The organism is Cyanobium sp. T1G-Tous, assembly GCF_024345455.1.
Taxonomy (GTDB): Bacteria; Cyanobacteriota; Cyanobacteriia; order PCC-6307; family Cyanobiaceae; genus Cyanobium_A.
Genome location: NZ_JAGQBD010000001.1, coordinates 281,389 through 293,800, shown reverse-complemented (window position 1 = coordinate 293,800; position 12,412 = coordinate 281,389). Strand labels below are relative to the sequence as shown.

Here is a 12,412-nt window from a genome sequence, read left to right as displayed (position 1 = left end):
TCATGATGAGCCTGGGCTGACGTTCTGGCCCGCATCGCCGGACACGGCCAATTCAATCAGGGGTTGCAGATCGGCAAGACGTCGTTCAACTTGCTCTGAGATCCACTGCTCGAACAGCTCTTGAGCCATGCGGGCGGCGGTGGCCTCATCGAAGGTGGCGGAAGTAAGGCTTTCGAGCCGCACCACAAGCCACCAGGATTCGACTTGGAAGGGCTCGAGCACTACGCCAGGGGGAGCGGTGCGCAAACGATCAACTAAGGCAGGGTGGGCTTGGGTGAGGGGCACCGGGCCAACAATGCCGCGGGTGGCCTGCTCGGGGCCTTCGGCGTAGCGGGCCGCTAGATCGGCGAAGTTGGCATCGCCATCATCAATACGTAAGTAGAGCTCGCGGGCGAGACCACCATCGCGGAGACGCAGCAGGCTGTAGACAACGCGATCGAGCTGGTTCTTGCGCTGCAGAAAGCGAGCTTCTGCCTTGGCGGAGAAATCACGCTGGCAGAGAAGCTGCAGCTGCAGGGGCTGCCGCATCTGCGCCTCTAGGGCGGCGGGGCTGAGCATGCGGGCTATCGCCCAAGCCTTGAGGGCCTCACCGTCACGGATTTGGTGCTGACGACAAAAAGCCTGCCTGGCCGCATCTATTTGCTCATCGCTTAAAGCAACATCGCTAGCCGCCAAGGCCAGCAAATTAGCTCGCACGTAGGGCTCAAGCAAACCGAGGCGAGCCAAGTCTTGGAGCGAAACGGTAGGACTCTCTTGAGGCTCAGCAGACATAAATAAGCGTGCTCTTGAGCGATTTAGAAAGAATAAAGCGGTTGCGCGACTTTGCGAAACCGCGCAAAGCTATCCAATGCATATCAATTATTCTATCAATATAGTTTATGGCTTTGCTCAGCTCTAACAAGTCCTAATTACAAACAGATGCAAATAAAGCGCCATTGGCTTGGGCTCCCCCGCACACAAGCACTCCACACCAAAAGGAAAGCCAAGCGCTAGACCAATCTGGCAATTCCATTCCCCTAAGCCCGGTGCCCCAGCCCCTGGCCGCCGATTCGCTGCCAGCAAGTGCCCTGCCAGTGGTGGAAACCTTCCACTCCCTGCAGGGTGAAGGCCTGCACGCCGGCCGCAGCGCCTTCTTCATCCGCCTGGGGGGCTGCGCGGTGGCCTGCCCCTGGTGCGACACCAAACACTCCTGGCCGGCCGAAGCGCACCCCCAGCAATCCCTGGCCGCGCTAGCCGCCGCAACCGCGGCCGCCGCCGAAGCCGGTGCCGCTTTTGTTGTCATCACCGGCGGTGAACCGCTGCACCACAACCTTGGCCCGCTCTGCCAAACCCTGGAGCCCTCGGGCCTGCCCCTGCACCTGGAAACCAGCGGCGTGGATCCACTCAGCGGCCGCTTCGCCTGGATCACCCTTTCGCCCAAGCGCCACCGCCCTCCCACCGCAGAGCTGCTGGCCGTCTGCCAGGAGCTCAAGGTGGTGGTGCACGAGGCCGCCGATCTGGCCTTCGCCCAAGCCATGGCCGCCCAGGCCCGGGAGGCGCGCGGCGGGAGCCCTGGCCCCCAACTGCTGCTGCAACCGGGCTGGGACTGCCCAGCCGGCCAGACCCTGGCGATCGATTACGTGCGCCGCAACCCCCAATGGCGGCTCAGCCTGCAGAGCCACAAGTTGCTGGGATTGCGCTGATCAGAGCAGGTTGGCCGGGCGCTCCTGGACCTCCGCCTTCCACAGACGCCAGCGCAGCTCCAGCGGCCGGGGGGCATCGACCACGATCGGGCGACTGGCGTTGTAGGGCACCACAAACGCCTTACCGGCCATCGGCACAAAGCCGCGGCGGCGCGGCTGGTCCGCCGGGCAGGCCATGCGGGTGGAGGCCAACTGCCCCACATCCGTGACCCGATAGATCACCGGTCCACCCTTCTGGGCGGGTTTCACGGCGCGGAGCTTGCCGCCGAACATCTGGCGATTGCAATCCAGTTGCACCATTTGTCCCACCAGCAACTGCACCCGCCAGTCGGCGGGGTTTGACGACAGGGCGGCATCGGAGTTGGGGGGCAGCACCCCCGGCAGCTGAATCACCCAGCGCCGGTCGCCGGCAGCGACTTTCGGGTAACTGGAGAGATCGAGCCGGGGTACCGCCGAGACGGGCGCCGCAGCGAGCAGCAAAACAAGCGCCGCGTTCTTGATGCCCCTGACCAAATCCATATCCATCCCCATATCCACGGTTATGGCCATCGTGGCGGCCGCAAGCGGCGCTGGCATTGGGGAAGATGTACTTCTGTACAAGCTCCTCAACGCCATCGCCAGCCCAGTAGCCGTGTCTGCCGCACCCATGCCTGGCCCACCCCTCGCCATCGCCCTGCTCTCCGGCGGCCTGGATTCGGCTACCGCCGCGGCCCTGGCGATCGAAGCCGGTTACCGGGTGATCGGGCTGTCGCTGGATTACGGCCAACGCCATCGCCGCGAACTGCAAGCCGCGGCCGAACTGGCACCGCTCCTGGGGCTGGCTGAACACCACACCATCGCCGTCAATCTGGCCGCTTGGGGTGGCTCCTCCCTCACCGACACCGCCATCGCCGTGCCCAGCACCGGGGTTGAGGCGGGCGTGATCCCGAGCACCTATGTGCCAGGACGCAACACCGTGTTCATCGCCTTGGCGCTGAGCCTGGCTGAGGCCCGCGGCGCCCAGAAGCTGGTGCTGGGCGTAAATGCTGTCGACTACTCCGGCTACCCCGACTGCCGTCCCGACTACCTCGAAGCCTTCCAGAGCCTGGCTGAGCTTGCCAGCAAGGCCGGCCGCGAAGGCCACGGCGCCCAGCTCTGGGCACCCCTGGTGACCTGGAGCAAAACCCGGATCGTGCAAGAGGCCCGGCGGCTCGGCGTGCCGATCGAGCGCACCTGGAGCTGCTACGAGGGCGGCGAGCGGCCCTGTGGCGTGTGCGACAGCTGCCGCATCCGCGATGCCGCCCTGCTGGCAGCCGGGGCATGAGCCCGCCCCGGCACCGCGAGCCCCAATATCACCCCCTGCCCTGGCGGGATCCCTGGCCCCTGGTGCAAGCCCTGGCGGCCGAGCTGGGTAGGGAAGGTCTGGTGTGGCTCGATAGCGATGGCAGCGCCCAGGGCCCCTGCAGCCGCCTCGGCCTGGCGCCCCTGGAGCAGCGCATCTGCCGCGGCCTGCCGGGGGAGAGCGGCGCCAGTGATCCCTTTGCGCAGCTGGCCGATCTAGCCGCTGGCGGCGGCCATTGGATGGGCTGGCTCAGCTACGAAGCCGGGGCCTGGGTGGAGCCGGCACCCCATTGGCAGTCGCCCGACATGGCCCTGCTCTGGGCTGCCCGCCACGACCCGGTGCTGGTGTTTGACCATGGCAGCCAGCAGCAGTGGCTCGAGGGTCAAGATCCAGCGCGGCTGAGCAGCTTCGCTGCCCTGTTGGAGCGGCTTGATCTAGGCAACGCGCCAGCGAGCCAATCCCCGGCCGCGATCGCGCCAGCCTCCTGGCACTGGCACACTCCACCGGAGCGCTTTGCCGCCCAGGTGGAGCAAGTGTTGGCCTGGATCGCCGCCGGCGATCTTTTCCAAGCCAATCTCACCGCCTGCTGCGAGCACTCCTTAACAAGCCCCGCCGATCCCCTCGGCCTTTACGGCCGCCTGCGCGAGCTATGCGCCGCCCCCTTTGCTGGCCTGGCGATCGCCGGCGGCGCGGCGGCGGGGGAGGCGGTGCTGTCGGCCTCACCGGAGCGGTTCCTACGGGTGGGGGAGGGCGGGCAGGTGGAAACCAGGCCGATCAAGGGCACCCGGCCGCGCCATGGCGATACCGACGCCGATGCCGACGCCGCCGCCGACCTGGTGACCAGCCCCAAGGACCGGGCCGAGAACGTGATGATCGTCGACTTACTGCGCAACGACCTGGGCCGGGTGTGCAAGCCAGGCTCGATTCAGGTGCCCCAGCTGGTGGGGCTGGAGAGCTACCGCCAGGTACACCACCTCACCTCGGTGGTGCGGGGCCAGCTGCAGCCGGGGTTCGACACGATTGATCTGCTGCGGGCCTGCTGGCCGGGCGGGTCGATCACCGGCGCCCCCAAGATCCGCGCCTGCCAGCGCCTGCATGGCCTTGAGCCGGTGCCGCGAGGGCCCTACTGCGGCTCCCTATTCAGGCTTGGGGTCGACGGCCAGTTCGACAGCAACATCCTGATCCGCTCGCTGCTGCTGCGCGGCCAGCGCCTACGGGCCCACGCCGGCTGCGGCATCGTGGCCGACTCCGACCCCGCCGCCGAAGCCGAGGAGTTGGGCTGGAAACTGCAACCGCTGCTGGAGGCCCTGGCATGAGCGCCCCGATCGCCTGGTTGGGCGACGGCACCGGGCAAGGGCGCTGGGGCACACCGCAGACCCTGACCCTGCCGATCAGCGACCGGGGCCTGCTGCTGGCCGATGGCCTGTTTGAAACCCTGCTGGTGGAAGCAGGTCAAGCCTGGCTGCTGGGGGAACACCTGGGTCGCTGGCAGAGCTCGGCAGCGCTGCTGGGGCTGCCGCCACCGCCAGGAGCGGCGACCGTGCAGCCCCTGATCGCCGCAGCGATCGAGCGCAGCGGCATCGGCAAGGCCCCTGGCAGCAGCGGCGCCCTGCGGCTCAACTGGAGCCGCGGCAGCGGTGCACGGGGCATCGAGCCGCCCTGCATCAACAGCCCCAGCTTCTGGCTGCAGCTCAGTGCCTTCAAACCGTGTTTTGAGCCGGTGCGAGTGATCACTAGTGCCACCGAAACCCGAAGCGCCACCAGCCTGCTGAGCCGCTGCAAGAGCTTCGCCTACGGGGCCTCGATCCAGGCCCGCCGCCAGGCCCTGGAGGCCGGAGCCGACGACGCCCTGCTGGCCAGCTCCGCCGGCGGCCTCTGCTGCGGCACCAGCGCCAACCTGCTGGTGTGCAGCGGGGGCTCCTGGATCACCCCGCCCCTGAGCAGCGGCTGCCTGCCTGGGGTGATGCGGCAGCGGGGTCTGGATCGGGGCCTGATCACTGAAGCCCCGGTCAACGAGCAAGATCTGGCCAGCTGGGAGGCGGCCATGTTGATCAACAGCCTGGGCTGCCGGCCGATCAGCCACCTGGGCGCCCTGCCGATAGCTAACTCCGCTCCATCTGGCGGCGGCAATCAGAAGCCAGAGACGTTCTGGCGACAACTCCTGCAGGCCAGCCCATGACCCGTCGATGACCAACTCCGAACTCTCGCGCCAGCTGGGGCTGCGCAGCCTCACCCTCGCCGTAGTGACCAGCACTATTGGCTCAGGCTGGCTGTTTGCCCCCTTTTACGCCGCCCGCAGTGCCGGCCCAGCAGCCCTCGGCGCCTGGCTACTGGGCGGAATGTTGGCCTTCAGCCTGGCCCTGGTATTTGCCGAACTGGGCTCCTTGGTGAGCAGTTCCGGCGCCCTGGCCCAGATCCCCCTGCTCAGTCACGGCCGCACCGCCGGCTTCATCGGCGGCTGGAGCGCCTGGATCGCCTACCTGGCCCTGCCCACCATCGAGGTGCTGGCGGTGATGCAATACCTAGCCAGCAGCTTCCCCTGGCTGACGGCCGATGGGGGCAGCGGCCAGGTGCTCAGCGGTCCGGGCCTAGCCCTGGCCACGGCCCTGCTGGCAATGCTGGCCTGGATCAACCTGGCAGGGGTGGGCTGGCTAGCCCGCTGGATCGACGGGCTCACCGCCTGGAAGCTGGCCATACCCCTGGTGATCTCGGTCACGCTGATGCTGGCTTCGGGCCACTGGGGCAATCTCGCCGCCAGCCGCCTACCCCCGGGCGAAACCCTGCGGGGCATGGTGACGGCTATCAGCAGCGGCGGAATTTTGTTTTCGCTGCTGGGTTTTCGCACCGCCATGGATCTGGCCGGCGAAACCCGCCGGCCCCAGCGCACCGTGCCCCTGGCCATGGCCCTTGGTCTCGCCATCTCCCTTGGCATCTACCTAATCCTGCAGCTGGCCTTCCTGGTATCCATCCCCCCCGACCAACTAGCTGGCGGCTGGGGCCGGCTTGAGCTCACCGCCCACGGCGGACCCCTGGTGGCCCTGGCCATGGGCCTGGGTCTGGGCTGGGTGGCGCGGCTGCTGCTGCTAGATGCGGTGATCTCCCCGAGCGCCACGGCCATGGCCTATATGGGCGCCTCGGCGCGGGTGAGCTGGATGATGGGGCGCTGCGGGCTGCTGCCCAGCAGCTTTGGGCGGCTCAACCGCCAGGCCGTGCCCTCAGTTGCCCTATTAGTGAGCCTGGCCATGGGGGTGTTGATGCTGCTCAGCGGCCCCAGCTGGCAAACCGTGGTGAGCTTCCTCACCGCCACCTTGGTGATCGCCCTGGCCATGGGCCCGGTAAGCCTGATAGCCCTGCGCCAGCAGTTGCCCGATACCCAACGGGCCTACCGATTGCCATGGGCCGGTGTCTGGTGCAGCTCCGCCTTCGTGCTGGCCACTTGGGCGATCAGCTGGTGCGGCACCAGCGCCCTGCGAGGAGCCAGCCTGATCGTGCTGGTGCCGGCCGGGCTGTTTGCCCTTGCCGATCGTCAGCAGCTACGTCATGGACTTTGGTGGTTTCTGTACCTCGGCGGCATCGTGGCCATCACCTCAGTGCCGCTGGGCCTCTTGGCCCAGCTGGCTGCGCTAGCTAGCTGGGCCTTAGTGGTATTTCCGATCGCCACCAGCTCCCGACTAGCTCAGTTGCAACCCATGGTGGAAATGCGATAGGTGAAACCAGTAGCCGCCTGGTCTGCGCTGGCTCCAATCTTAAAATTGAGCTGGCTCACGGTTTTGCCGGGAATGGCGGGGAAGGGGCCCCACATGCGGCCGGTGCCCATCTGGGGTGCAAACGACTCATTGATCACCTGCAAGCTGGAGCCGTCAGTGAACTTGAGATAGCCCTGAATAGGGTACGTGGCGCTCACCGAGGAGTTGGCAGTGAAGAAAAACTTGTAGCTGCCGTAGGGCTGGGTCACAAAGAAATCAGTGTTCCAATTGGGCCGGCCAAAGGGATTGCCTGCACCAATCGTTTTGGTGATGACGTTGGTGACGCCATCGCCACCCACCGGCGCTAAGAACTGGCAGGTTTGGGCCTGGGCTGGCGCCAAACCAGCAACCAGGGTGGTGCTGCACAGACCGGCCGCGAAGGCCGCCACAAGGGAAGCGCGCATCAAATTTCTGTATGACTTTGATCAGCCTCTTTCTAGCCTCAAACGCTCAAGAAGCGCTGGATCATCTCCGAGCTGAGATCGGCCGTGGCGCCACTGGCCACAATGCCGCCCTTCTGCATGGCGTAATAAGAGTCGGATTGGCGCACAAAGCTGGCGTGATGTTCCACCAGTAACACCGAAATCCCCGTCTCTCGAATGATCCGGCTCACTGCCCGCTGGATGTCGAGCACCACCGATGGCTGAATGCCCTCAGTGGGTTCATCGAGCAGCAGCAGACGGGGCTTACCGAGCAGGGCCCGGGCGATGGCCAGCTGCTGCTGTTGACCACCGGAGAGGTCGCCGCCACGGCGGGCCAGAAACTTCTCCAGCACCGGGAACAGCTCAAACACCAGCGGGTCAATATGGCGATGGCGACCCATACCCCCCGGCAGGGCTTCCAGACCCAGCAGCAGGTTTTCGCGCACGCTGAGCTGGGGAATGATCTCCCGCCCTTGGGGCACATAGCCAATGCCAGCCCGGGCGCGGCGGTGGGGGGCCAGGCCGCCGCAGTCGCTGCCTGCCAGCTCGATGCAACCGCTGCGCTGGGGCACTAGGCCGATGATCGACTTCAGCAGGGTGGTTTTGCCAACTCCATTGAGCCCGATCAGGCAGGCCATCTGACCAGGCGCAATCGATAGATCGACGTTGCGCAGGATGTGGCTCTCGCCGTAATAAACATTGAGCCCGCGCACGCTCAACAAGCGGCTGGATTCGCCCTGGGCTGGGGTGGTCATGGTGGCAGAAGCAGTCATACGTCGTCCTCAACACCGAGATAAACCTCGATCACGCGGGGATCGCTCTGCACCGTCTCCATCGTGCCCTCACAAAGCACGTGACCCTCATGAAGCACGGTCACAGGGCAATCGAGCTCACGGATGAAGTCCATGTCGTGTTCGATCACCAGCACGGTGTGGTCGCCAGCAAGGCTGCGCAGCAATGCACCGGTGCGCTCGGTCTCCTCCTCGGAAAGGCCGGCCACCGGCTCATCCACCAGCAGCACATAAGGGTCTTGGGCCAGCAACATGGCGATCTCAAGCCACTGCTTCTGGCCGTGGGAAAGGCTGCCGGCCCGCCGGGAGGCATGGGCCTCGAGGCCAACCACGGCCAGCAACTCTTGAACGCGCTGGCGCTGACGGCTATCGAGGCTGCCAAACAACAGCTTGAAGGGTGAGTGGCTGCCTTTAACAGCCAGCTCCAAATTGCGGCGAGGGCTGAGGTTTTGGTAGACGCGCGGCGTCTGAAATTTGCGACCAATGCCTAGCCGAGCGATGCGGTGCTCAGCGATGCCTAACAACGAGCGCCCCCGAAACACCACGTCGCCTTTGGTGGGGCGCACCTTGCCTGTGATCACATCAAGGAAGGTGGTTTTACCCGCCCCATTTGGGCCGATCACGGCCCGCAGCTCACCGGGTGCCAGGGAGAGGTTGAGATCGTTGAGGGCCCAAAAACCATCGAAGCTGACGCTGACACCGCGTAGCTCCAGCAATGGAGCGACCAATTGAGCGCTAGTAGACGCAGTCATGGAGCTCCTCCAGGAGGAAGATCGGACCGAAACGCCTGGCGCTCCGCCTGCGCCGCAGGGTCGAGATCCAAGCCTGGATAGGTGGGCGCCAAAGGTGGCCAGCCAACCATGGCCTGGATATGGCGCGGGCCACCCTGACGCCACCAGCCCACCAACCCATCAGGCAGCGCCGTGACCACCAATAGGAACAAACCACCCTGGATAAACAGCCAGGTTTCCGGCAGTTGTTCACTCACCAAGCTCTTGGCGTAGTTGATCAAAACGGCACCAAGCACGGCTCCAATCAAGGTGCCGCGGCCACCCACTGCCACCCAAATCACCATCTCAATCGAGAAAGGCACGGCCATGTATTGGGGCGACACAATGCCGGACTGCACGGTGTAAAGCGCACCACTCACGCCAGCCATAGCTCCAGCAATTGCAAACACCAGGGTTTTGTAGGCAGTGGGGTTGTAGCCGGTGAAACGCAGCCGCGGCTCGTCGTCACGGATGGCGATCAAGGCATCGCCGAAGCGACCACGGGTGAGCCAGCGGCAGAGCAACCACGCAGCGATCACCAACGCCACAGTGAGCCAAAAAAGATTGCGCTGCATGACATCACTGCCCACCAGCTCACCCAAGATCCGGGCGGTATCGGTTTTGAGGCCGTTAGTGCCATTAATCAGCTTCTGCTGGCCATTAAAAAAGTTGAAAAAGACCAGCAGGGCCGCCTGGGTAAGAATCGAGAAATAGACCCCTTTGATGCGATTGCGAAAAACCAGATAACCAAGCACACCAGCCACTAGGGCAGGCAACACCCAAATGCACAATCCCGTAAACAGAAACGACTGAAACGGCTGCCAAAAAACAGGGATTTGCTTGACCCCATAAAGCCCGAAAAACTCTGGCAACTCCCCAGGCGCTAGAGATAAAAGCTGCAAATGCATGCCAATGGCATAGCCACCTAGGGCAAAGAAGATGCCCTGACCCAGGCTCAGCATGCCAGTAAAACCCCAGATCAGGTCTATACCCAGGGCTACGATTCCAAGCGACAAAAACCGACCCAGCAGGTTGAGCCGGAAGGGCGGCAGAATTGCCGGCAAGACCAACGCTGCTGCCACAAGCAGCAGCCAAGGCAACCAGGTGCGCAATTTCGCCATGGTTCAGGCCTCCACCAGCCGTCCCTTCTGCGGGAACAGGCCAGCGGGCCTGAACTGCAGGAACACGACGATCAGGGCAAACACGAGCACCTTTGCCATCGAGGTGGTGGCAAAAAATGTGATCAGCTCATTGAGGCCGGCTGGCATGGCTGGCCAGAGCAGCAGTAGGGAGCCTGAACCGATCACATAACTGAGCACTCCGATACCCAGGGCCGCTACAACCGTGCCGAGAAGTTTGCCAACCCCTCCCAACACCACCACCATGAAGCAGTCAACGATGTAGTTGCCGCCAAGGTTTGGGCCCACCGAGCCAAGCAAAGTCACAGCCACTCCAGCCACTCCAGCCAAGCCCGATCCCACCAAAAAGGTGAGTGCATCGACGGTTTCGGTGGGAATACCCAAGCAGTCACTCATTGAGCGATTTTGGGTAACGGCCCGGATGCGAATGCCCCAGACGCTCTTCTGCAGAAACCAATGCACCGCCACCAGGGCAATCGCCGTAAGAGCAACAATGAACAGGCGTGCCGTTGGCATATTGACACCGCCAAGTTCAACCGAGCCACGCAACCACAGGGGAGCAGTGACGTCTAGGTTGCGAGCGCTAAACCAGGGCTGATCCAGCACCCGAACACCACCCAGTCCGGAGGCCAAAATGATGCCAAGCAGGCCAGAAATAACCCAGCTAGCCACTCCAAGCAATGGGGTCCAGCGCCGTTGAGCCCAGGAGCTGGGCCACAACCGTGGCACTACCAAGCCAAGAGCCACGGCCACCACAAGCCCCACAACAAAAGCACTGCTCACCGAGCGCACAAATTGCTGCAAAATCAGGCTTACCCCCCAGGTGGCCAAGAGAGTTTCCAGCGGTCTGCCATAAAGGCGCCGAATCACGGTTTTTTCCAGCAGCAAGCCCGCCAGGCCACTCACTAAAAAAGCAAGTGGTATCGCCACCAAAATGTAGATGGGGAAAAGACCCTCCAGGGGTCCATTTTTAAATAGGTTTTGCACCACGAAGGTGGTGTAAGCCCCGAGCATCATCAACTCACCATGGGCCATGTTGATGACCCCCATCAAGCCAAAGACAACGGCCAAGCCAAGGGCGGCCAGCACCAGTACAGAACCGATGGCTAGGCCATTGAAGAGTGTGTCGTAAAGAAGATCCATGGCGCCCAACAGGGCTCGGCAAGAGGAAAAGAATAAAAACGAAGTGAAAAGGGGGAGACAAGCTCCCCCGATCTGAAGTCAATGGGCAAGCCGAAGGCTCACATCTTGAACTTGCCAGCATCAGGACGATCCTGGGTCCAATCGCAGGTGTAACCCTTGGTTTCTGGAACAAACTGGTTCCAGGCAATTGGCTTAAGCACACCCTTGTCTTCGATGATCTTGAACATGCCGTCCTTTTGGACTTCACCAATCATCACCAGCTCGGTGGTGTGGTGATTGGGCTGCACCTCAATCTTGCCCTGGGGGGCATCGAAAGTCACACCGATTAGCGCCTTGCGCACTGCGTTGTTATCAACGCTATTGGCCTTCTCCGCTCCAGCGGCCCAGAGGTAGACCATGTTGTAAGCGGATTCAGCCGGGTCGTTGGTGACCCGATTCTCGCCGTACTTGGCCTTGAAATCAGTAGTGAACTTCTTGGAAGCCGGGGTGTCGAGACTCTGGAAGAAGTTCCAGGCCGCATAGGTGCCTTCAAGATACTCGGGGCCAATTGCCGCAACCTCCTCCTCAGCAATTGAGAAGCTCATGATTGAGTAGCCATTGGCAGGGGTGATACCAGCAGCCTTCATCTGCTTGAAGAAGGCGACATTGCTGTCGCCATTAAGCGTATTAACGATCACACCACCCTTGGGCAGGGCCTGCTTGATCTTGGCAATGATCGGCGCCACCTCGGTGTTGCCAAGTGGCAGGTAGTCCTCACCCACCAGATTACCGCCCTCAACCTTGAGTTGCTCCTTCATGATCGTGTTCGCAGTGCGCGGATACACGTAATCGGAGCCCACTAGGAAGAAGTCCTTGCCCTTATTCTTGAGCAGCCAGGAGACCGCCGGCTCAGCCTGTTGGTTCGGGGTGGCACCGGTGTAGAAGATGTTCTTGGAGCACTCCTGACCTTCGTATTGAATCGGGTAGAAGAGGAAGTGATCCTTGGCCTCAAACACCGGCAACATCGCCTTGCGGCTAGCTGAGGTCCAGCCACCAAACACCACAGCCACCTGATCCTGATCGATCAGTTTTTTAGCTTTCTCAGCAAAGGTGGGCCAGTCAGAGGCACCATCTTCTTCGACGGGAACAATCTTCAGCTTCTTGCCATCGATGGTGATCCCGCCCTTGGCGTTGATCTCCTCGATCGCCATCAACTCGGCTTCAGCCACCGTGTTTTCGGAGATGGCCATGGTGCCGGAGCGGGAATGCAGAATCCCCACCTTCACTTCACCGTCAAAATCGCCAGAGGCTTTTTCGCCGCCGCCGCAGGCCACCAGCGAGAGGCTGGCTGCCATCGCCGTAGCACCAGCGACATAACGCATGGTGGTTTTGCGCATCAGGGAAGACTTCATAAAAACT

General features: G+C 63.0%; 13 protein-coding genes. 5 read left to right on the top strand and 8 right to left on the bottom strand.

From position 1 onward, the window contains the following. Nucleotides 1–771, bottom strand: coding sequence for a peptidylprolyl isomerase (locus tag KBY75_RS01430; RefSeq protein WP_255022675.1), 771 nt, complete (start codon nt 769–771; stop codon nt 1–3). 254 nt (nt 772–1,025) lie between these two features. Here KBY75_RS01430 and KBY75_RS01425 point away from each other — a divergent pair, with 254 nt between their 5' ends. Continuing rightward, entirely contained in the window at nt 1,026–1,682 is a 657-nt protein-coding gene (locus KBY75_RS01425; protein WP_254935390.1) for a 7-carboxy-7-deazaguanine synthase QueE, read from the top strand. Here KBY75_RS01425 and KBY75_RS01420 read toward each other — a convergent pair whose 3' ends face one another. Beyond that, complete coding sequence (locus tag KBY75_RS01420) at nt 1,683–2,231, bottom strand: ecotin family protein (RefSeq protein ID WP_255022674.1); 549 nt, start codon at nt 2,229–2,231, stop codon at nt 1,683–1,685. Nucleotides 2,232–2,328: 97 nt separating this feature from the next. Here KBY75_RS01420 and queC point away from each other — a divergent pair, with 97 nt between their 5' ends. The 4 genes from queC to KBY75_RS01400 are packed head-to-tail and all read left to right on the top strand — an operon-like array spanning nt 2,329 to nt 6,710. Continuing rightward, on the top strand, nt 2,329–2,985 hold the full coding sequence (gene queC, locus KBY75_RS01415; RefSeq protein WP_255022710.1) for a 7-cyano-7-deazaguanine synthase QueC: 657 nt from the start codon (nt 2,329–2,331) through the stop codon (nt 2,983–2,985). Then, the gene (locus tag KBY75_RS01410; RefSeq protein WP_255022673.1) at nt 2,982–4,319 is read left to right on the top strand and encodes an anthranilate synthase component I family protein; all 1,338 of its coding nucleotides are present in this window, start codon (nt 2,982–2,984) and stop codon (nt 4,317–4,319) included. Before queC ends, KBY75_RS01410 begins: the two co-directional genes overlap by 4 nt. Then, on the top strand, nt 4,316–5,182 hold the full coding sequence (locus KBY75_RS01405) for an aminotransferase class IV (protein WP_255022672.1): 867 nt from the start codon (nt 4,316–4,318) through the stop codon (nt 5,180–5,182). Before KBY75_RS01410 ends, KBY75_RS01405 begins: the two co-directional genes overlap by 4 nt. A 7-nt stretch (nt 5,183–5,189) precedes the next feature. Next, complete coding sequence (locus tag KBY75_RS01400) at nt 5,190–6,710, top strand: APC family permease (RefSeq protein ID WP_255022671.1); 1,521 nt, start codon at nt 5,190–5,192, stop codon at nt 6,708–6,710. Here the strand turns inward: KBY75_RS01400 and KBY75_RS01395 are convergent. The 6 genes from KBY75_RS01395 to urtA form a co-directional block, all read right to left on the bottom strand. Then, entirely contained in the window at nt 6,680–7,153 is a 474-nt protein-coding gene (locus KBY75_RS01395; RefSeq protein ID WP_254935385.1) for a hypothetical protein, read from the bottom strand. The genes KBY75_RS01400 and KBY75_RS01395 overlap by 31 nt on opposite strands. A 38-nt stretch (nt 7,154–7,191) precedes the next feature. Continuing rightward, nucleotides 7,192–7,944: an urea ABC transporter ATP-binding subunit UrtE gene (urtE, locus tag KBY75_RS01390; protein ID WP_255022670.1), complete on the bottom strand. Its 753-nt coding sequence runs from the start codon at nt 7,942–7,944 to the stop codon at nt 7,192–7,194. Further along, nucleotides 7,941–8,690 (bottom strand): urea ABC transporter ATP-binding protein UrtD, encoded by a 750-nt coding sequence (gene urtD, locus KBY75_RS01385; RefSeq protein WP_254942219.1) that lies wholly within the window; start codon nt 8,688–8,690, stop codon nt 7,941–7,943. Before urtD ends, urtE begins: the two co-directional genes overlap by 4 nt. A 20-nt stretch (nt 8,691–8,710) precedes the next feature. Then, entirely contained in the window at nt 8,711–9,853 is a 1,143-nt protein-coding gene (gene urtC / locus KBY75_RS01380) for an urea ABC transporter permease subunit UrtC (protein ID WP_254935383.1), read from the bottom strand. 3 nt (nt 9,854–9,856) lie between these two features. Continuing rightward, a complete protein-coding gene (locus tag KBY75_RS01375; RefSeq protein ID WP_255022669.1) occupies nt 9,857–11,014 on the bottom strand; it encodes an urea ABC transporter permease subunit UrtB in 1,158 nt (385 codons plus the stop codon). Nucleotides 11,015–11,112: 98 nt separating this feature from the next. Further along, entirely contained in the window at nt 11,113–12,405 is a 1,293-nt protein-coding gene (gene urtA, locus KBY75_RS01370; RefSeq protein WP_255022668.1) for an urea ABC transporter substrate-binding protein, read from the bottom strand. Between the last annotated feature and the right edge of the window lie 7 nt (nt 12,406–12,412).